Genomic DNA, 19,133 nt, shown 5'->3' with positions numbered 1-19,133 from the left:
CGCATCGCTCTTTCGATGCAGCCTGATTGCGCCTGGGCATGAGCGTCGAACGTACTCTTCATCATTTCCCTCTCGACCCCGCCTCGCGACAGGTGCGCCTGGCGCTGGGCGAGAAGCGCCTGCCGTTCGTCGAGATGCAGGTCCGCTACTGGGAGATGCCGCCCGAGTTCACCAGCCTGAACCCGTCAGGCATGCCGCCGGTGCTGGTCGAGACCAAGCATCAGCGCAACCTCGTGATCTGCGAGACCCGCGCGATCCTCGAGCATATCGAGGAGACCGAAACCGAACCGCCGCTCTTGGGCCGCGATCCGGCCGAGCGCGCCGAGGCTCGCCGGCTCTTGCAGTGGTTCGACCGCAAGTTCGACAACGAGGTCAACGGCTTCCTGCTTCACGAGAAGATGGAAAAGCGGCTGCTGCGGATGGGCGCGCCGGACCTGGCCGCCCTGCGCCAGGGGCGAGAAGCGCTGCGCATGCATCTTGGCTATATCGAGAGCCTGCTGCAGACTCGCGACTGGCTGGCGGGTCGTCGCATGAGCCTGGCCGATTTCGCCGCCGCCGCGCACCTGTCGGTGATCGACTACTTCGGCGACGTGCCGTGGAAGGACTTCCAGGCGGCCAAGACGTGGTACATGAAGCTCAAGTCGAGGCCGTGCTTCAGGCCGATCCTGGCCGACCGCTGGCCCGGCCTCGCGCCGGCCGCGCACTATGACGATCTCGACTTCTGAGCCCACGCCTCCCGCAAGCCTCTTGGCGATCAAGGACGAGATCCGCGCCGAGGCCCTGAAGCTCGGCTTTTCCGTCTGTGGCTTCGCCAGCGCCACGGAGGCCTGGCCCAACGGCGAATGGCTGCGTGAGTTTGTCCAGGCCGAGCGTCACGGCGCGATGGGCTGGATGGAGGAGACGCTGGAGCGGCGGTCGCATCCGACCGCCATGTGGACCGACGCCAAGTCAGCGGTGGTGCTGGGCGTCAACTACGGACCCGACATCGATCCGCTCGAACAGCTGGCCGATCCGGCGCGCGCGGCGATCTCGGTCTACGCCCAGGGCGACGACTATCACGACGTGATCAAGAAGCGCCTGAAGGTGCTGGCGGGCTGGATGCACCGCCGCTTTGGCCAAGAGGTGAAGGTCTTCGTCGACACCGCGCCGCTGCTTGAAAAGCCCCTGGCGCAGCGCGCGGGCCTGGGCTGGCAGGGCAAGCATACCAACCTCGTCTCGCGCCAGTTCGGCTCGTGGCTGTTCCTGGGCAGCGTCCTGACCACCCTGGACCTGCCTGCGGACGACGCCGAGGTCGACCATTGCGGCTCATGCCGCGCGTGCCTCGACGTCTGCCCGACCAACGCCTTTCCCGCGCCGCGGCAACTGGATGCGCGGCGCTGCATCTCGTACCTGACCATCGAGCTTTCCGGCCCGATCCCAGCCGAGTTCCGGCCAGCGCTCGGCAATCGGATCTACGGCTGCGACGACTGCCTGGCGGTATGCCCGTGGAACAAGTTCGCCAGCCTGTCGAACGAGGCCAAGCTGGTAGCGCGCGAGGCCTTGCGTCAGCCGTCCCTGGCCGAACTGGCGGTGCTGGACGATGCGGCGTTCCGGGCGCTGTTCTCGAAGAACCCGATAAAGCGGATCGGCCGCGACCGCTTCGTGCGCAACGTGCTCTACGCGATCGGCAATAGCGGCGATGCAGGCCTGATGGATGTGGTCGAGCCTTTGCTCGACGACCCAGCGCCCGTGGTTCGTGGCGCGGCGGTATGGGCCGCGCGTCGCCTGCTCGGAGACGCGGCGCGGGCGCTGCGAGGCCCCGACAGCCACCCCGACGTTCTGGCGGAGTGGCAAATCCTCCCCCCGGCGGGGGAGGTGTCGCCGCAGGCGACGGAGGGGGAAGTAGCCGGATAGCCCGAACTTCCCCCTCCGGCCTTCAGCCGTCTCCCCCGCTGGGGGGAGGATCTATTCTTAGGCCTTCAGCGCCGCCTCAACCGCCGCCCGGGCGGCGACGCCCAGGTCGGCGCGCTTCAAGGCCAAGGCCACATTGGCCCGCAGCAGGCCGATTTTGTCGCCGCAGTCGTGGGTGACACCTTCATAGACATAGGCGTGGAAGGCCTGGTCCTGCATCAGTTTGGCCATCGAGTCGGTCAGCTGAATCTCGTTGCCGGCGCCCTTTTCCTGGGCGGCCAGCAGGGCGAAGATTTCAGGCTGCAGGATATAGCGGCCGGCGATCGCCCAGTTGGACGGCGCCGTGCCCTTCGCCGGCTTCTCGACCATGCCGGTCATGGTCGCCATGCGGCCATCGACCTTGCCGGGCGCAACGACGCCGTACTTGTGGGTCTCGCTTTCCGGCACTTCCTCGACGCCGATGACATTGCCGCCGCCGACCTTGTTGTAGAGGTCGATCAGTTGGCCGAGGCAGGCGCGCTCGGCGTCGACGATGACGTCCGGCAGCATGACCGCGAAGGGCTCGTCGCCGATGATGTCACGGGCGCACCAGACGGCGTGGCCCAGGCCCAGGGGGGCCATCTGGCGCACGAAGCTCATCTCGCCGGGCTTGGGCAGCTCGGCGCGCAGCTGTTCCAGGATCTCGATCTTGCCCTTGGCTTCCAGCTGCGCCTCAAGCTCGATCTGATGATCGAAATAGTCCTCGATCGCGCCCTTCGAGCGGCCGGTGACGAAGACGAAGTGTTCGATGCCCGCCTTGCGACCTTCCTCGACAATGTAGGAAAGAATTGGCCGATCGACGACGTTCAGCAGTTCCTTTGGCGTGGTCTTGGTGCCCGGCAGGACACGCGTACCGAGACCGGCGACCGGAAGAACAGCTTTGCGAACGGGTTTCATGGACATCTCGTCTGCGGACATGGGTTGCTGTTTCTAGGCGCCAAGTCGCATGAGCGCCACCACTGTTCCGTGAAATTCGCGTCGCTTAAGCCCTTAGGGACGTCGGAGCGTGGAATTCTAGGCAGGGCGTGTTAGCTGGACGGCGTATTTTGATCGAGGTTCCCATGCATCGCCGCGCCCTGCTCGTCACCCTCGCCGCCGCCGGACTGGCCCTTTCGGCCTGCGGACCCAGCAAGAAGGCGCAGGAGAACCTGGCGGCCGCCGACGCCTTCATGGCCAAGAACGCCAAGGAGCCGGGCGTCGTCACCCTGCCGCAGGGCCTGCAGTACAAGGTCGTGCGCGAAGGCCCGAACGGCGGCATGCACCCGAACAAGGCCGACGAGGTCAAGGTCCACTACGAGGGCAAGCTGATCGACGGCACGGTGTTCGATTCCAGCTACGAGCGCGGCGTGCCGGCCGTGTTCCCGCTGGACGGTCTGGTGCCGGCCTGGGTCATCGCCCTGCAGCGCATGAAGACGGGCGATGAGTGGATCCTCTATGTGCCGCCGGCCCTGGGCTATGGCGCGCAGGACAAGGGGCCGATCCCGGGCAACAGCGTGATGATCTTCCGGATCGAACTGCTCGACGTGAACCGCATCGGTCCGGGCAAGCCGAAGGAATGAAAATCCTCCCCCTGAGGGGGAGGGCTTTGGATCAAACCACCCGCGGCGGGTAGCCGCTCTCGCGCAGGGCTTCCATGACCTCCTGGGTGTGCTGGGCGTCGCGGGTTTCGATGGTGATGTCGAACTCCGCGCCCTTGGCCGGCACGTCCAGGGCCAGGCGGTTGTGGTTCACCTCGATGATGTTGGCGCCCATGGCGCCGATGACCGAGGCGACGGTCGACAACAGGCCCGGACGGTCGTCACCGATGATCCGCAGGCTTGCCAGGCGCTGGGCGCGCACCAGTTCGCGGGTCAGCACCGAGGCCAAGAGGCGAGTGTCGATATTGCCGCCGCACAGGATCAGGCCGCACTTTTTGCCCCGGAAGCGTTCGGGATAGGCCAGCAAAGCGGCCAGCGAGGCTGCGCCCGCGCCCTCGGCGATGGTCTTCTCGACATTGCAATAGAGCGAGACGGCCTGCTCCAGATAGGGCTCTTCCAGCAGCAGCACGTCGTCCAGCAACGGGCGAACGACGCCATAGGTCAGCTCGCCGACCTGTTTGACCGCGACCCCTTCGGCGATGGTCTGGCCGCCGCAGTGGGCGGCGACGCCGCGCATCTTGGCGGTGAAGGACGGATACATGGCCGGCTCGCAGCCGATGATGCGGATGTCCGGCTTGAGCGCCTTGGCCGCCGTGGCCACGCCGCTGATCAGGCCGCCGCCGCCGATCGGCACGGGCAGGATCTCCAGATCGGGCGCGTCTTCCAGCATCTCCAGGGCGATGGTGCCCTGTCCGGCCATGATGTCGTAGTCGTCGAACGGGTGGACGAAGGTCAGGCCCTGCTCGTCGCGCAGCTTGCGGGCGTGAGCGTTGGCGTCGTCATAGGTCTCGCCCTCGATGACCACGGTCGCGCCGAAGTCGCGGGTGTGCTGCACCTTCACGAAAGGCGTGGTCTTGGGCATGACGATGGTGACCGGCACGCCGAGGCGCGCGCCGTGATAGGCCAAGCCCTGGGCGTGGTTGCCGGCGCTGGCGGCGATGACGCCGCGCTGCTTCTCGGTCTCCGAGAGGAGCATCAGCTTGTTGAGCGCGCCGCGCTCCTTGTAGGCGGCGGTGAACTGCAGGTTCTCGAACTTCACCCACACCTCGGCGCCGGTGATCTTCGAGAGGGTCTTGGAGTGGCGGCACGGCGTGCGCTCGATCTGGCCCTGGAGACGGCCGGCGGCGGCCTGGATAGCGGCGAGGTCGAGGGTCATGTCGTCCACTTCTGTCGCGGCGAGAAACTGCCGTGGCGGGGCCTCTAGCACGCCAGGGCGTTCCGTTCACGTCTCTTAGGGGGCTTCACGCAGCAGCTTTTCTATCGCCGACCAGGCTTCCGGCTCGCTCAGCATGGGCGCGTGCCCGACGCCGGGGACCTCGGCATAGGCCATTTCGGGCGCGACGGCGCGCATGCGCTCGGCGATATCGATGTCGATCAGGTCCGAGATGGCGCCCCGAACCAGCAGCAGCGGCCGGTTCTTCGCCAGGGCCCGGAACAGCGGGTACATGTCGGGCGGCGCCAAGGCCTGGCCGCCCTCAGCCTGGGTCTTGGCGGCGGCTTGCGCGGCGGCCTTGATCGGGGCGGAGATGTCCGGATCATAGGCCAGCACGAAGCCGTCGCCTTCCTGGTCGCACAGGCGGCGGGCGAAGACGTCCCAATCCTGCGCTCCAAAGCCCGGGAAGGCCGCCGCGTTGATCGCCCTGGCGTAGGCTACGGCCTCGTCCCAGGTCGCAAAGCGGCTCGCCAGCCCCGTATAGCCGGCGATACGGGCCAGACCCACGGGCGACAGTTCAGGACCCACGTCGTTGAGCACCGCCCCGGCGATCGCCTCAGGCTGCAGTGAGGTCAGCACCATGGTGATCAGGCCACCCATGCTGGTGCCGACGAACACCGCCCGCTCGATCTCGGTCGCCGCGAGCAAGGCGACAATGTCGGCCGCATAGGTCCCGGGGTGATAGTTCAGCGGCTGCGGGTCGCGCGCCGAAAGACCCCGGCCTCGGACATCCACCGCCAGCACGCGCCGGCCCATGGCGGCGACCCTCGGGGCCAGGTCCTCGAAGTCGCGGGCGTTGCGGGTCAGGCCGTGGATGCAGATCACCGGCAGGCCGCGCGCCGCATCGACCGGCGCATAGTCGCGCGCATGCAGCGTCAGGCCGTCGTGGGAGCTCCAGAACAGGTCGGTGAAAGCGGTCATCTCAAATCCTCTCCCTAGGGGAGAGGTGTCGCCGAAAGGCGACGGAGAGGGAAGTGGTAGGCCCTCCAGAACTTCCCCCACCGTCCGCTTCGCGGACACCTCCCCCGCTGGGGGGAGGATTTCAGTACGCGAAAGGCGTCTCGATCTCCGCCAGCAGCGGGGCGGCGTTGTCGCGATCATTGGCCGTGATCTCGTTCAACGGTATCGGCCAGTCGATCCCGATGGCCGGATCGCTCCAGCGCACGCCGCCCTCGGCCTGGGGCGCGTAGTAGTCGGTGACCTTGTAGAGCACCTCGCAGGCGTCGCTCAGGGTGACATAACCGTGGGCGAAGCCCTTGGGCACCAGCAGTTGCTGCCGATTCTCGGCCGACAGCTCGGCCCCGACCCAGTGGCCGAAGGTCGGCGAGCCTTTGCGGATGTCGACTGCGACGTCGAAGATCGATCCCACCACGCAGCGCAGCAGCTTGTCCTGGGCGTGCGGCGGCTTCTGGTAGTGCAGGCCGCGCTGGATGCCGCGTGTCGTCGAACGCACGTGATTGTCCTGGACGAAGGCGGCCTGGAATCCGGCCTCCTCCAGCGCCGATTGCCGGAACGTCTCGGAAAACCAGCCGCGCTCATCGCCATGGCGCGCGGGCGTGATAAGCAGCACTTCGGGGATCGCCAACGGCGTGATCTTCATGACGCGATACTTTGCTCTGGAATTTGCTGACCACCGATGCCGTCTGAAACGACCGAACACAAGACCGGCCCAGCGGTAACGGTGGTCATCGTCTCCTATCAGAGCGGGCCGACGCTGGAGCCTTGCCTGGCCAGGCTGGCGGCGCAGACGTTTCGCGACTTCGAGACGATCCTGATCGACAACGCCTCGACCGACGGCGCGCCCCAGGCGGCGGCCAAGGCCCATCCTTGGGTCGATTTCGTCGAGGCGGGCGCCAATCTCGGCTTCGCCGCCGGCAACAACCTGGCCGCCCGGCGCGCCAAGGGCCGGTGGCTGGTGCTGCTCAATCCCGACGCCTATGCCGAACCGGACTGGCTGGAGCAGCTGATGGCGGGCGCGGCGCGCCATCCGACCGTGAAGAGCTTCGCCTCCCTGCAACTGTCTGCCGATCGTCCCGGTCTGCTGGACGGCGCCGGCGACAATGTCACCAGCGCGGGCATACCGTTTCGCGGCGGGTATGGCCGCAAGCCGCCGCCGGTCTTACCCGAGGGCGAGGTGTTTTCGGCCTGCGGCGCGGCGATGCTGATCGACCGGGACCTGTTCCTGTCGGTCGGCGGCTTTGACGAGCGCTACTTCTGCTACTGCGAGGACGTCGATCTGGGCTATCGCCTGCGGCTCTATGGCCAGCCGACGCTGCTCCTGCCCAAGGCCAAGGTCGCCCATGTGGGTTCGGCCAGCACCGGGGTTCGGTCGGATTTCTCGATCTTCCACGGCTCGCGCAACCGCGTCTGGACGTTCCTGAAGAACACGCCCGGCTGGCTGTTGCCGGTGACGCTGCCGCTGCACGTGGCGGTGACGGCTGGGCTTCTGCTGCTGCACTGGCGGCGGGGTGATGTGGCGCCGGCGATCCGGGGCATCCGGGCGGCGCTGAAGCGCGAGGATCTGGACCAGGTGATGGCGGATCGTCGGGTGATCCAGGCCAGGCGCAAGGCCTCGCCGGGCGCGATCCTGCGGGTGATGTCGCTCGATCCGGCGGCCTTTATCGGCCGGCGGTTCGTGATCAGGAAGTGGAAAGGTCCTCGACCAGCCGCCTCATGAAGGCCCCGCCGCGCTGCATCTGGCTGATCTCGACATACTCGTTGGGCTGGTGGGCCTGGTCGATCGAGCCGGGTCCGCAGATCACGGTCGAGAAGCCCGCGCCCTGGAACTGTCCGGCTTCGGCGGCGTAGGGCACGACGCGCGCGGGGCCGTTGTCACCCGCCAGCTTGCGGGCGAAGGCCTCGGCGACGCCGTCTTCTTCCGGCGCGAAGGCCGGGGTCAGCGAACGCCGCTCGACCTTGACCCCGCCCTCGGGGGCCTTGGCCTTGATCTCGGCGTCCAGGGCCGACGCCATGGCGAAGAAGTCCGACAGCAGCGCGACCGGATCCATCCCGGCGGGCGTCCGCAGGTCGAAGATGAACACGCATTCGCGCGCCAGGATATTGACCGCCGTGCCGCCGTTGACCTGACCGATCGTCAGGGTCGCGCCCTTCGGCGTGAACGGCGAGTTGGGATCGGCCTCCCGCTCGAGCTTTTCGGAGAGACCGACCAGCATGGCCATCAGCTTGATCGCGACCATGTTCGCCGAGACCCCCAGATGGGTCAGGCTGGAATGGGCCTCGCGGCCGGTGACGGTGACCTTGAAGCTGGCGATGCCCTTGTGGGCGCGTACCGCCACCATGTCGGTGGGCTCGCCCACCACCACCAGGGCGGGGCGGGGAACTTCGCGGGCGATCACGTCGATCATGTCGGGCGCGCCCAGGCAGCCGACCTCTTCGTCATAGGAGAAGGCCAGGTGCACGGGCTTGCGAAGGTTCGCCTGGGCCAGGTCTGGGGCGGCGGCCAGGGCCAGGGCCAGAAACCCCTTCATGTCGCAGGTTCCGCGTCCATACAGCCGACCGTCACGCTCGGTCAGCGTCCAAGGATCGGTGGACCAGGGCTGGCCGTCGACCGGCACCACGTCGGTATGGCCTGACAGCACGACTCCGCCCTCCACGGCCGGTCCGATCATCGCCATCAGGTTCGATTTCGTCCCGTCCGCGTTCGGCACGCGTCGGGTCGGGACGTTCAGCTCGGCGAGATATTGTTCGACCCATTCGATCAGCGCGAGGTTCGAGCGACGCGAGGTGGTGTCGAACGCCACCAGCTTGGCCAGGATGTCGATGGCGCGGGCGGACAGGGCTTCTGAGGAGGCGACCATGGCGCCAGCCTAGACCCGTTTGCACCTAATCGGCCACCCCGGCGTCCCTCAGGGTTCTCCTCCGCAAGGACGTGCCCTTGTGGCGATCAGAGCGCCCGCCGCTGGGTGATTTCGTGCTCGCCCGCCAGGATGAAGCGCTTTTCTTTGCGCGCCGGCTTCTCTAGAGGGAGCGGACCATGATCCTGACCCTCTCCTGTCCCGACCAGCGCGGCATCGTCGCCAAGGTTTCCGCCTTCCTGTTCGAGCGCGGCTGCAACATTCTCGACGCCCAGCAGTTCGACGACCAGGAGACCGGTCAGTTCTTCATGCGGGTGGTCTTCGACGCCGACGGCGCGGATCGCGAGGCGCTTCGCGGCGACTTCGGCGCGCTCGCCGACGGCTTCAAGATGAAGTGGACGCTGCGCAATCGCGCCGACCGCTACCGGGTGCTGCTCTTGGCCAGCAAGTTCGACCACTGCCTGGCCGACCTCGTCTATCGCTGGCGGATCGGCGAGCTGCCGATGGACATCACCGGCGTGGTCTCAAACCACCCGGCGGAAACCTACGCTCACGTTGATCTGTCGGGTCTGGATTTCCATCACCTGCCGGTGACCAAGGAAACCAAGTTCGAGCAGGAAGCCGAACTGTGGAAGCTGATCCAGGAAACCAAGACCGACATCGTCGTTCTCGCCCGCTACATGCAGGTGCTGTCCGACGGCCTGTCGGCCAAGCTGCAGGGCCGCTGCATCAATATCCACCACTCGTTCCTGCCGGGCTTCAAGGGCGCCAAGCCCTACCACCAGGCCCATGCGCGGGGCGTGAAGCTGATCGGCGCCTCGGCTCACTATGTGACCGGCGACCTCGATGAAGGTCCGATCATCGAGCAGGACGTCGAGCGCATCAGCCACCGCGACACGCCAGAGGATCTGGTCCGCAAGGGCCGCGACATCGAGCGCCGCGTCCTGGCCCGGGCCCTGCGTTACCGCCTGGAAGACCGGGTGCTGCTCAACGGCCGCAAGACTGTGGTGTTCACCGATTAGGCGGGTGGAGTTGCGCGTACACTAAAAACTGGATACGGGGCTTGCTCTTCCAAGGGCAAGAGCCGTCCAGCGCATGTCGCAGCAAAATCTTCGCGTGATGGTGACCGGCGGGTCGGGCTTCATCGGCTCGGCCGTGTGCCGTCATCTGGCCGGCCAGAACAATGTCGCGATCCTCAACTACGACAAGCTGACCTACGCCGCCTCGCAGGCCAGCCTGGCCATGCTGGAGGGCAAGGCCGACTATCAGTTCGTTCAGGGCGACGTCGCCGACGCAGCGAGGGTTTGCGCCACCATCAAGGCGTTCCGCCCCGACGTCGTGATGCATCTGGCCGCCGAGAGCCATGTCGACCGCTCGATCACCGGCCCGGGCGATTTCATTCAGACCAACATCGTCGGCACCTATGTGATGCTGCAGGCCGCTCTGGAGCACTGGCGCGGTTTGGAAGGCGAGGCGAAGGACCGCTTCCGCTTCCACCATATCTCGACCGACGAGGTGTTCGGCAGCCTGGGCGCCGAGGGCCTGTTCAGCGAGACAACGCCCTATGATCCGCGCTCGCCCTATTCGGCGTCGAAGGCTTCATCGGACCACCTGGCGCGGGCCTGGCAGCACACCTATGGCCTGCCGGTCGTGGTCTCCAACTGCTCGAACAATTACGGGCCCTATCACTTCCCTGAGAAGCTGATCCCGCTGGTCACGCTGAACGCGCTGGAGGGCAAGCCGCTGCCGGTCTACGGCAAGGGCGACAATGTCCGCGACTGGCTGCATGTCGAGGATCACGCCCGCGCGCTGCATCTGATCGCGACGAAGGGCGTGCCCGGCGAGAGCTACAATGTCGGCGGCCGCAACGAGCGGACCAACCTTCAGGTGGTCGAAGCCATCTGCGACATCCTCGATGAGCTGCGCCCGATCCCCGGCCGGAGCCGCCGCGACCTGATCACCTTCGTCGCCGACCGTCCGGGCCATGACGCCCGCTACGCCATCGACGCCACCAAGCTGGAGACCGAGCTCGGCTGGACGGCGCAGGAGACGTTCGACACGGGCCTGCGCAAGACCATCCAGTGGTACCTCGACAACGAGGCCTGGTGGGCGCCGCTGCGCGAACGCTATGCGGGCCAGCGCCTGGGTCTGTCGAAGCAGGCTTAAGTCCACGTCGCGCTGGAAAAGCGCCGCGCGCTCGGCGACAGTCCAACGTTGTCACAACAGCGTTGCGGGAGGGCCGCGTGTCCAGGAAGTTCGTTCTCGCCGCCGTCGCGGCGTCGCTGCTTTGCGCGCAGGCCGCGCCGACGATCGCCGCGCCCGCCCGGGCCGCCGAGGCGTCGGCGAGCGTCAAGATCGACAAGGCCAGGATCAATGCGGCGCTGAAGGCCATGGTCGACAGCGGTCGCGCCGCCGGGGTCTCTGCGCTGGTCTGGCAAGGCGGCCAGGAGCGCTATTTCGGCGTCGCCGGCATGGCAGACCGCGAGGCCGGCAAGCCCATGGACCGCAGCGCTCTCGTCCAGATCTTCTCGATGACCAAGCCCGTCACGGGCGTGGCCCTGATGCAGCTTTGGGAGCAGGGCAAGTTCGGCCTGGACGATCCGCTGGCCCGCTACCTGCCGGAGTTCGCCGACATGAAGGTGTCGGACGGTCAGGGCGGCGTGCGGCCGGCGGCCCGGCCGATCCTGGTTCGTGACATCCTGCGCCATACGGCGGGCTTTTCGTACGGCTGGGGCGAGGGCCCCGCCGATGCGGCGTTCCGCGCCGCCGATCCGCTGAACCTGAACAACGACCTTGCCGAGTTCGGCCGCCGTCTGGCGACCGCGCCCCTGCTGTACGATCCTGGCGAGCGCTGGAGCTACAGCGCCGCCGTCGACGTCCAGGCGCTGCTGGTGGAAAGGCTTTCGGGCCAGCCGTTCGAGACCTACGTCAAGGCCAACGTCCTTGAGCCGCTGGGCATGAGGACGACCGCCTGGACCCAGCCCGAGGCCGCCTTCGCCGGATTGGCCGCGACCTATCAGAGGGGCGCGGACGGCAAGCTGGCGCGTCAGGACGATGTCGTCACCCGGCGGATGAATTTCGACCCCAGCCGCCGCCTCACCATGGGCGGGGCGGGGCTGGTGGCCTCAATCGACGACTACGCCCGCTTTTCCCGAATGCTGCTGGGGCAAGGCGCTCTGGACGGCGTGCGGATCCTCAAGCCTTCGACCGTGCGATTGATGGCGTCGGATCATCTCGACCCCCGGGTGACGGCGCGAAGCTGGCTGCCCGGCAAGGGGGCGGTCGGCTTCGGCTTCGATGTCGCCGTTCGCAACAGCCAGCCCCAGACCCCGAGCGAAAATCGCGGCGCGGTGGGCGAGTACTTTTGGGACGGCATGGCCAGCACGGTGTTTTGGGTCGATCCGGCCAATCAGCTGACGGCGGTGCTGTTCGTACAGACCCTGCCCTTCGACGGGACCTTGCACCGCGACTTCCGCGCGGCGGTCTATGGCCCCGACTATCTGGGGCCGAAGGGCGATTAGGGCCTGGGCTGGGCGGCCAGGGCGGCGGTCTTGGCCGCGCAGCCTCGCAGGGTCTCGCCGTCGATCCAGACCTCGGCGGCGTAGCCGTAGCGGCGCTCCGACATCCCGTCCGTGCATTCGCCGGGCGTCAGGCGCAAAACCAGACGCTGCTCGCCCGCCGTGCCGTCCCAGACCCCCTGCTCGCCGTCCGCGCGGACGCCGGGGTTGGCGGCGGTGACCTCCGGCGCGTCCGGACGCGTCAGGGTGAAGCTATCGGCCCGCACCTTCACGGCCCAGAACGGCTCTGTTCCGATGGCGTCGAAGTCGCCGGAATAGTCGGGGCCGACCGTGATCGGCGCGTCGGCCGGCGGCGGCGCGTTCTCGGACGCGCCCATCGGGGCGCCGCAGGCGGCGAGCATCAGGGCGGCGGCGATCAGGAGGGCGTGGCGCATGTCTGTGGCTATCCCCGAAAGGTCGCTTGAGGCTAGACTCGCCGACGATGAATCGGAACGGTCAACGGCGTTTTCTGGAGTTCTTCGCCGGCGGCGGCATGGCCCGCCTCGGCCTGGGCGCCGATTGGGCGTGCGCCTTCGCCAACGACTTCGATCCGGTCAAGGCGGCGACCTATCGCGCCAACTTCGCGGACGCGGGTAAGCACTTCCAGGAAGGCGATGTTTTCGCGCTCAGCGCCGAGCGCTTGCCCGACGCCGATTTGGCCTGGGCGTCCAGCCCTTGCCAGGACTTCAGCTTGGCGGGCGCGCGCGCGGGTCTGGCGGGCGGGCGTTCTTCGGCCTTCTTCGGCTTCTGGAGCCTGATGCGGTCCCTCTCGGCCGAAGGGCGCGCGCCACCGGTCATCGTGATCGAGAACGTGGTCGGACTGCTCACCTCGCATGGCGGCGCCGACTTCACCGCGCTGTGCCAGGCCCTGCATGAGGAAGGCTATCGCTTCGGTGCGCTGGAGATCGACGCCGGCGCCTTCGTGCCTCAGTCCCGGCCCCGCGTGTTCGTGGTCGCCACGCGAAACCCGCCCGGCGACCTTGTCGGCTCCAGCGCCTTCCACACGCGGGCCGTTCGCGAGGCGGCCGCGCGTCTGCCCGCCGATCTGCAGGCGAGCTGGGTCTGGTGGGGCGCGCCGTCGCCGCCCGCGCGCAATACAGACCTCGCTTCGATGCTGGAGCCCGACGACAGGGCTGTCTGGAACCCGCCGGAACGCACCGCAGCCCTGCTGGCGCTCATGGCGCCATCGCATCGCGCCGCCGTCGAGGCGCGCCGGGCCGGGCGCGAGCGCGCCGTGGGCGCGGTCTTCCGGCGCATGCGCGGCGGCGAGCAGCGCGCCGAGGTCCGGTTCGATGGTCTGGCCGGATGCCTGCGGACGCCGCGCGGCGGCTCCTCGCGCCAGACCTTGCTGGTGATCGACGGGGGCGAAGTTCGCTCGCGCCTGATCTCACCCCGCGAAGCCGCGCGCCTGATGGGCCTGCCCGACAGCTACCAGCTGCCCAAGTCGCAGACCGCAGGCTTGCAGGTGATGGGCGACGGCGTCGCCGTCCCCGTCGTGCGCTGGCTGGCGGAAACCCTGCTGGTCCCGCTCGTTGATAGCAAAACTGCAAGCCTCGCCGCCGAATGACCCCCTGACAGCGGCCTGAGGCGGGTCTAGGGTGCCGCCTCTCCGCATAAGGCCCCAGGGTGCTCCGATGGACGACGCTTCCTCCCTCTATGACGCCGCCCGCTTCAAGCGCGCTGGCCGTGGCAAGATCTATGACTCGATCATCGACACGATCGGTGACACCCCGCTGGTGCGCCTGCCGCGTCTGTCCGCCGAACTGAACCCCAAGGCCGAGGTCCTGGCCAAGCTGGAGTTCTTCAACCCGATCGCCTCGGTAAAGGACCGGATCGGCGTCTCGATGATCGAGTCGCTGGAGGCCCAGGGCGTCTTGAAGCCGGGCGCGACGATCATCGAGCCGACCTCGGGCAACACCGGCATCGCCCTGGCCTTCGTCGCGGCGGCCAAGGGCTACAAGCTCACCCTGGTCATGCCCGAGAGCATGTCGATCGAGCGCCGCAAGATGCTGCTGCTGCTCGGCGCCAAGCTGGAACTGACTCCGGCCGAGAAGGGCATGCGCGGCGCGGTCACCCGGGCCCAGGAGCTGATCGAGGCGACCCCGGGCGCGGTGATGCCGCAACAGTTCGAAAACAGCGCCAATCCGCTGATCCATCGCGTCTCGACCGCCGAGGAGATCTGGAACGACACCGCCGGCGCGGTCGACGCGGTGGTCTCGGGCGTCGGGACCGGCGGCACCATCACGGGCGTTGGCCAGGCGCTGAAGGCGCGCAAGCCCTCGCTGAAGATGGTGGCGGTGGAGCCCGAGGCCTCGCCGGTGCTGTCGGGCGGCGCGCCGGGTCCGCACAAGATCCAGGGGATCGGCGCGGGCTTCGTGCCCGGCGTGCTGGATCGCGGCGTCATCGACGACATCGTCCAGGTCAGCAATGACGACGCCTTCGCCATGGCCCGCCGCGCGGCGGCCACCGAAGGGTTGCCGGTCGGCATCAGCTCCGGCGCGGCCCTGACGGCCGCGTTCGATCTGGCCCTGCGCGATGCGTACAAGGGCAAGACGATCGTCGTGATCATCCCCAGCTTCGCCGAGCGTTACCTGTCGACGGCTTTGTTCGACGGGCTCTAGGCCTGGGGGCGGCGCGCCTTGTCCGACGTCTATGACAAGGCCAAGCGCTCGGCCGTCATGGCGCGCGTGCGAAGCCAGGACACCGGTCCTGAGCTTCGCCTGCGCCGGCTGCTTACGGGGCTGGGCGCCCGCTATCGCCTGCATCGCAAGGATCTGCCGGGGTCGCCGGACGTGGTCATGCCGGGGCGCAGGCTGGCCTTCTTCGTCCACGGCTGCTTCTGGCACGGTCACGACTGCGCCCGGGGCGCGCGCGTGCCCAAGGCGAACCGCGACTACTGGCTGGCCAAGGTCGCCCGAAACATCGCGCGGGATCAGCGCGCCCTGGCGGCTCTGGCGCAGGCCGGATGGCGGACCCAGGTGGTCTGGGAGTGTGACTTCAAGGACGAAGCGGCCCTGAGCGCCCGGCTTCAGGCGCTGCTCGCGGCGACTTCGGTTTTGAAAGGTTCGACAGCGCCGCGCGCCGCCATGACTTGAGCGAGCGCCGAGAACAGTTCGGCCGGATCGATGGGCTTGGCGACATGGGCGTTCATGCCGGCCGCCGCGCAGGCCTCCCAATCCTTGATCGTGGCCGAGGCGGTGACCGCAACGACCGGCGCATCGCGATTGGGGCCCTGGCCGGCGCGGAGCGTGCGGGTCGTCTCGCGCCCGTCCATACCCGGCATGTAGACGTCCATCAGAATGGCGTCGAAGACCTCGGAGCGAAGAAGTTCGAGGGCCTCCTCCCCGGATTCGGCGAGGGTGGCTTCCACGCCGAAGGGCTGCAGGACCAGTTCGACGGCCCGCCGGTTCACGACGTGATCGTCGACGACCAGCACGCGCAGGCCGCTGATCGATGGGCCCAGCGTCGGAACCACAGGCGCTTCGGCGGCCTCCAGCAATGCCGAAAACCGAAAGTGCGCGCCCTGGCCTAGCGCATTGGACGCCGTCAGATCACCGCCCATCAGGCGCGCGAGCTCGCGGCTGATGGCCAGACCAAGCCCGGACCCGCCGTGCAGGCGAGCCACCGACTCATTGAGTTGATCGAAAGGCGTGAACAGGCGCGGAAGCGCGGCTTCGGGAATGCCTGGACCGGTATCGACCACGTCGACAACCAGCCGCACCTGATCGCCGACGATCTCGGCCCCCAGCGTCACCGACACGCCGCCGCTTCGGGTGAACTTGGCGGCGTTGGACAATAGGTTGTTGAGCACCTGCTTCAGGCGCATGGCGTCGCCGAGCGTCCACTGCGGGATCGTCGAGGCGCCGACGACGCGCAGCTTCAGTCCCTTGCGGGCAAGCTCCGGCCGCCAGAAGCGCAGCGTATCCGACAGGCTCTGGCGGAGGTTGAACGGCGATTTCTCCACCGACATTCGGCCCGCCTCGAGCCGCGAAAAGTCCAGAAGGTCATTGAGCAGCGTGCGCATCAGCCCGCCCGCGTCGGCGATCAGCTGGGCGTGCACCTTGGAGCTGGCTTCGGGCGCTTCGCTGTGCAGGCGGCTGGCCCCCGCGAGAATGGCGCTGATCGGCGTGCGAAGTTCGTGACTGATCATGGCGACGAAGGCCGATTTCGCCGCGACGGCTTCCTCGGCCTCGTGGCGGCGACGCTCCGCCTCGGTCTTGGCGTCCGCCTCCGCTTTCAGCGCGGCGTGAAGCTTGCGCGAGGCGACCGCCATCGCTGCGATGAGCAGGAGCGCGCCAAACCACAGGGCGTTGGCCAGGGGTGCATCGGGATTGGCCTGCCGGGCCACGATGGGGATGACCAGAAGATAGCCGACGTACGGCGTCGCTGCGGCGATGGTCGCTGAGCGAAGGCCGCCGTGGACGATGACGACGTTCATCAGCGCTCCGGCCAGCAGCATGCCGCCCAAGGTCGGCGCGAACCGGGCGTCGGACGCGAACAGGGGAATCGCCAGGAATCCGAAGACGGAGGAGGTCAGAAAGGGCAGGGCGATGACGGAGAAGCGGCGCCAGCGATCAGGGCTGCTCTGCGGTCGCTTGATGAGCTGAAGCGCCAGCCAGGTCTCCAGGAACTGGATCGCGGTGTAGAGCGCTCCCCAGATCCAAACCCAGCGCAAGCCAACGACGAGGTGCAGGGTCGCGCAGATCGCAAAGGTCGAGCTGAGGCGCAGATAGGTGTTGACGCGTCGTGAGGCGACAGCGCGTTCCAGGTCAATATCCTTCGTCTCGGCGCTCATGGGCGCTCCGCCCCCCCAAGGAGATCGCAGAGCAATCCCTTACCCAATAACCCTAGTCACGAGGGGCTAAGAGGAAATGAAAGACCAGCGTTTCGTCAACGGCTTGGGTCTCCGGCGCGCACCGGAAGATTTTTGCGTGTTGCTGCCTTTGGGGCAGATTTTGAGGCATAAAATCCCAAGAATGCCGACCCGCGCTAGTTCGGCGGCCCGAACGCGCGTGCGACATCGGCTGGGTCTACGCCCTCCAGTTCGAGACGCTTTAGCCGCGCGGTTTCGCCAGCCGCCAGTCGTACGGCCGAGCGAGGAATCTTCAGGGTCTTTGCCAGAAAGGCGATGAGGGCCGCATTCGCCGCGCCCTCGACGGGCGGACTGGCGACCCTCACCTTCAGATAGAGGCGGCCGTCGGCGTCAAGCGCCCAACCCTCGGCGGCGTCTCGCCCGCCCCTCGGGGTCAGGCGCACCACGAGCGTCACCGCCACGCCGTCAGCCAAGAAGAGCGATCAGCGTGCCTTGAAGCGCAGGCAGCAGATAGTTCTGCACGCCCGAAATGATCAGCAGAACAACGATCGGGCTGATGTCGACGCCGCCGAGCGACGGGATCACGCGTTGGAACGGGCGAAGCACCGGTCCGGTCACGCGATCCAGGAAATCCAGCACCTGGTACACAGCGGTGTTGCGGCGGTTGATCACGTCGAACGCGACCAGCCAGCTGAGGATCGCCGAGATGACGATGGCCCACCAAAGGAGGCTGAGCAGGCCGCCGAGGATGAAGAAAACGAATTGAATGATGGCGGTCATGGGTTTCCCGTCCGGACTTTCCGCTTCTTGCCGCGCCACGCGCGCGCTGGCAAGCAAGGAGCCGCTTGACGAGCGCGCTTTGGGGCCGTATCTCCGCCGCTCCTTGGGGCCGTAGCTCAGATGGTAGAGCGCCTCGTTCGCAATGAGGAGGTCAGGGGTTCGATTCCCCTCGGCTCCACCAAGGACTTTCCGAGAACACCCGCAGCGCTTGGCTTTCGCGCCAACACGCGATCTCGTACCCTCAAACTTACCCTAAAAACTTTCTGAGGCGACTGCGCGGCTCGGCCGAGCTTTGGCGTGCCTTAGAGCGCCTTCAGGGCATATTCTTCCGCGAGGCTAGCTCGGTGCGTCGCGTCGCCGCATCAGAAGAGTGTCGGGGGCGGTGCGACGCTTGCGAGGTTCACGCCGCGTCCGATCAGCAGCTCCTTTGCCGGCGCCGACGGGTCCGCATTGCCAACCGAGTAGACGGTGTTCACCGCCTCGATCTGAGCCCAGGCGAACGCGGTTCGCATCGCCGGCACATCATTGATCGACAGCAGGAACCGGCCCTCGATCGACGACAGCATGTCGGCCAAGCGCTCGAAGTCGGCGCGGGCGAACAGCTCCCGGCCGTAGTCGTCTTCGCTGCCCCAGTAAGGCGGGTCGAGGTAGAACAGCGTGCCGGCGCGGTCATAGCGCGGGATGAACTCCGACCAGTCCAGGTTCTCGATCGTCACACCAGCCAGTCGGTCGTGGATCCGGCGCAGCCTGGGCTCCAGGCGCCGGATATCGAAGTTGTGCGGCGCCGACGGGTCCACGCCGAAGTTTCGGCCGCGCACCTTGCCGCCGAAAGCTAGCACCTGGAGATAGAGGAACCGTGCGGCCCGCTCGACGTCCGTGAGGTCGTGGGCCGCGAGCGCCTTTTGACGGTCGAACTCGGCGCGCATCGCCGGCCGCCAGCGCAGCTCGCGAAGCAGCGCCTCGGGGTGAGCCCGCAGGACGCGAAACAGCGTCACGACGTCGCCGGACACATCGTTGATGACCTCGACGCCGGGGCGCACTGCCCGGCGAAGGAACACGCCACCCATGCCGATGAACGGCTCGCAGTAGGCGTCATGAGGCGTCGCGGCCAGGATCTGGCAAATGCGCTTGGCTAGGTGGCGCTTACCTCCGATCCACGGCGCTGCCGGTTCGGCAGGCGTCACCGGGTCGCATGGCGGAACGTGAACATTTACGGAACATTTCATTTGCGGGAAGCTCCTCTTGGCGCTTATGAGTCCGCCGCCCTGGGCAGGGCGGACGGGCCGTCGGCGATCGACGGCGGTGCGTGACGAGGGAGCGCTCGTCGATCGGCGCGTTGGCGCGCGCCGGTCCCGCCCGAGGTCCGGGCAAGAAGGCTGGAAACTGGAG

General features: G+C 67.5%; 20 protein-coding genes and 1 tRNA gene. 11 read left to right on the top strand and 10 right to left on the bottom strand.

Annotation, left to right across the window (positions count from 1 at the left end; genetic code table 11):
- Positions 1–38 precede the first annotated feature (38 nt).
- Entirely contained in the window at positions 39–725 is a 687-nt protein-coding gene (fzlA, locus tag CVUC_RS09000; RefSeq protein WP_010921466.1) for an FtsZ-binding protein FzlA, read from the top strand.
- Positions 706–1,893 (top strand): tRNA epoxyqueuosine(34) reductase QueG, encoded by a 1,188-nt coding sequence (gene queG, locus CVUC_RS08995; RefSeq protein WP_096034619.1) that lies wholly within the window; start codon positions 706–708, stop codon positions 1,891–1,893. Before fzlA ends, queG begins: the two co-directional genes overlap by 20 nt.
- A gap of 57 nt (positions 1,894–1,950) precedes the next feature.
- On the opposite strand, the gene CVUC_RS08990 is transcribed toward queG, so the two are convergent.
- Positions 1,951–2,847, bottom strand: coding sequence for a UTP--glucose-1-phosphate uridylyltransferase (locus tag CVUC_RS08990; protein ID WP_164468247.1), 897 nt, complete (start codon positions 2,845–2,847; stop codon positions 1,951–1,953).
- A gap of 128 nt (positions 2,848–2,975) precedes the next feature.
- On the opposite strand from CVUC_RS08990, the gene CVUC_RS08985 reads away from it, so the two are divergent.
- Positions 2,976–3,488, top strand: a complete 513-nt coding sequence (locus CVUC_RS08985) for an FKBP-type peptidyl-prolyl cis-trans isomerase (protein ID WP_164468246.1) — start codon at positions 2,976–2,978, stop codon at positions 3,486–3,488.
- Positions 3,489–3,519: 31 nt separating this feature from the next.
- Here CVUC_RS08985 and CVUC_RS08980 read toward each other — a convergent pair whose 3' ends face one another.
- The 3 genes from CVUC_RS08980 to rfbC form a co-directional block, all read right to left on the bottom strand.
- Complete coding sequence (locus tag CVUC_RS08980; RefSeq protein ID WP_010921462.1) at positions 3,520–4,722, bottom strand: threonine ammonia-lyase; 1,203 nt, start codon at positions 4,720–4,722, stop codon at positions 3,520–3,522.
- Positions 4,723–4,797: 75 nt separating this feature from the next.
- Entirely contained in the window at positions 4,798–5,700 is a 903-nt protein-coding gene (locus tag CVUC_RS08975; protein ID WP_164468245.1) for an alpha/beta fold hydrolase, read from the bottom strand.
- Positions 5,701–5,821: 121 nt separating this feature from the next.
- Positions 5,822–6,379 carry a dTDP-4-dehydrorhamnose 3,5-epimerase gene (rfbC, locus tag CVUC_RS08970; RefSeq protein WP_096034616.1) on the bottom strand — a complete coding sequence of 186 codons (558 nt, stop codon included), beginning with the start codon at positions 6,377–6,379 and terminating at the stop codon, positions 5,822–5,824.
- Between the two features lie 36 nt (positions 6,380–6,415).
- Between rfbC and CVUC_RS08965 the strand changes: the two genes are divergently transcribed.
- Positions 6,416–7,456 (top strand): glycosyltransferase family 2 protein, encoded by a 1,041-nt coding sequence (locus tag CVUC_RS08965; protein ID WP_096034615.1) that lies wholly within the window; start codon positions 6,416–6,418, stop codon positions 7,454–7,456.
- Here CVUC_RS08965 and argE read toward each other — a convergent pair.
- The gene (gene argE, locus CVUC_RS08960; protein ID WP_101685810.1) at positions 7,419–8,597 is read right to left on the bottom strand and encodes an acetylornithine deacetylase; all 1,179 of its coding nucleotides are present in this window, start codon (positions 8,595–8,597) and stop codon (positions 7,419–7,421) included. The two genes, CVUC_RS08965 and argE, sit on opposite strands and share 38 nt — an antisense overlap.
- 176 nt (positions 8,598–8,773) lie before the next feature.
- Between argE and purU the strand changes: the two genes are divergently transcribed.
- The 3 genes from purU (at position 8,774) to CVUC_RS08945 (ending at position 12,115) form a co-directional block, all read left to right on the top strand.
- Positions 8,774–9,616: a formyltetrahydrofolate deformylase gene (gene purU, locus CVUC_RS08955; RefSeq protein WP_096034614.1), complete on the top strand. Its 843-nt coding sequence runs from the start codon at positions 8,774–8,776 to the stop codon at positions 9,614–9,616.
- Between the two features lie 73 nt (positions 9,617–9,689).
- Entirely contained in the window at positions 9,690–10,760 is a 1,071-nt protein-coding gene (gene rfbB, locus CVUC_RS08950) for a dTDP-glucose 4,6-dehydratase (RefSeq protein ID WP_096034613.1), read from the top strand.
- A gap of 77 nt (positions 10,761–10,837) precedes the next feature.
- On the top strand, positions 10,838–12,115 hold the full coding sequence (locus tag CVUC_RS08945) for a serine hydrolase domain-containing protein (protein WP_205685758.1): 1,278 nt from the start codon (positions 10,838–10,840) through the stop codon (positions 12,113–12,115).
- Here the strand turns inward: CVUC_RS08945 and CVUC_RS08940 are convergent.
- Positions 12,112–12,546 carry a COG3650 family protein gene (locus CVUC_RS08940; RefSeq protein WP_010921454.1) on the bottom strand — a complete coding sequence of 145 codons (435 nt, stop codon included), beginning with the start codon at positions 12,544–12,546 and terminating at the stop codon, positions 12,112–12,114. The two genes, CVUC_RS08945 and CVUC_RS08940, sit on opposite strands and share 4 nt — an antisense overlap.
- 47 nt (positions 12,547–12,593) lie before the next feature.
- On the opposite strand from CVUC_RS08940, the gene CVUC_RS08935 reads away from it, so the two are divergent.
- The 3 genes from CVUC_RS08935 (at position 12,594) to CVUC_RS08925 (ending at position 15,246) form a co-directional block, all read left to right on the top strand.
- Complete coding sequence (locus CVUC_RS08935; RefSeq protein WP_096034611.1) at positions 12,594–13,718, top strand: DNA cytosine methyltransferase; 1,125 nt, start codon at positions 12,594–12,596, stop codon at positions 13,716–13,718.
- Between the two features lie 67 nt (positions 13,719–13,785).
- A complete protein-coding gene (gene cysK / locus CVUC_RS08930; protein WP_010921452.1) occupies positions 13,786–14,772 on the top strand; it encodes a cysteine synthase A in 987 nt (328 codons plus the stop codon).
- Between the two features lie 18 nt (positions 14,773–14,790).
- Complete coding sequence (locus CVUC_RS08925) at positions 14,791–15,246, top strand: very short patch repair endonuclease (RefSeq protein WP_096034610.1); 456 nt, start codon at positions 14,791–14,793, stop codon at positions 15,244–15,246.
- Here the strand turns inward: CVUC_RS08925 and CVUC_RS08920 are convergent.
- From CVUC_RS08920 to CVUC_RS08910, 3 genes are all read right to left on the bottom strand, one after another.
- Positions 15,180–16,946: an ATP-binding protein gene (locus tag CVUC_RS08920; protein WP_096034609.1), complete on the bottom strand. Its 1,767-nt coding sequence runs from the start codon at positions 16,944–16,946 to the stop codon at positions 15,180–15,182. The two genes, CVUC_RS08925 and CVUC_RS08920, sit on opposite strands and share 67 nt — an antisense overlap.
- Positions 16,947–17,140: 194 nt before the next feature.
- Positions 17,141–17,437, bottom strand: coding sequence for a DUF167 domain-containing protein (locus tag CVUC_RS08915; protein ID WP_010921449.1), 297 nt, complete (start codon positions 17,435–17,437; stop codon positions 17,141–17,143).
- Positions 17,430–17,744: a YggT family protein gene (locus CVUC_RS08910; RefSeq protein WP_096034608.1), complete on the bottom strand. Its 315-nt coding sequence runs from the start codon at positions 17,742–17,744 to the stop codon at positions 17,430–17,432. The genes CVUC_RS08915 and CVUC_RS08910 overlap by 8 nt, the downstream gene beginning before the upstream one ends.
- A 105-nt stretch (positions 17,745–17,849) precedes the next feature.
- Between CVUC_RS08910 and CVUC_RS08905 the strand changes: the two genes are divergently transcribed.
- Positions 17,850–17,925: transfer RNA gene (locus CVUC_RS08905), tRNA-Ala, on the top strand.
- 181 nt (positions 17,926–18,106) lie between these two features.
- Here the strand turns inward: CVUC_RS08905 and CVUC_RS08900 are convergent.
- The gene (locus CVUC_RS08900) at positions 18,107–18,928 is read right to left on the bottom strand and encodes a DNA adenine methylase (protein WP_233279798.1); all 822 of its coding nucleotides are present in this window, start codon (positions 18,926–18,928) and stop codon (positions 18,107–18,109) included.
- Positions 18,929–19,133: the final 205 nt, after the last annotated feature.

Origin of the sequence: Caulobacter vibrioides (assembly GCF_002858865.1) — a bacterium.
GTDB lineage: Bacteria > Pseudomonadota > Alphaproteobacteria > Caulobacterales > Caulobacteraceae > Caulobacter > Caulobacter vibrioides.
This window is presented reverse-complemented; position numbering and strand designations above follow the sequence as displayed.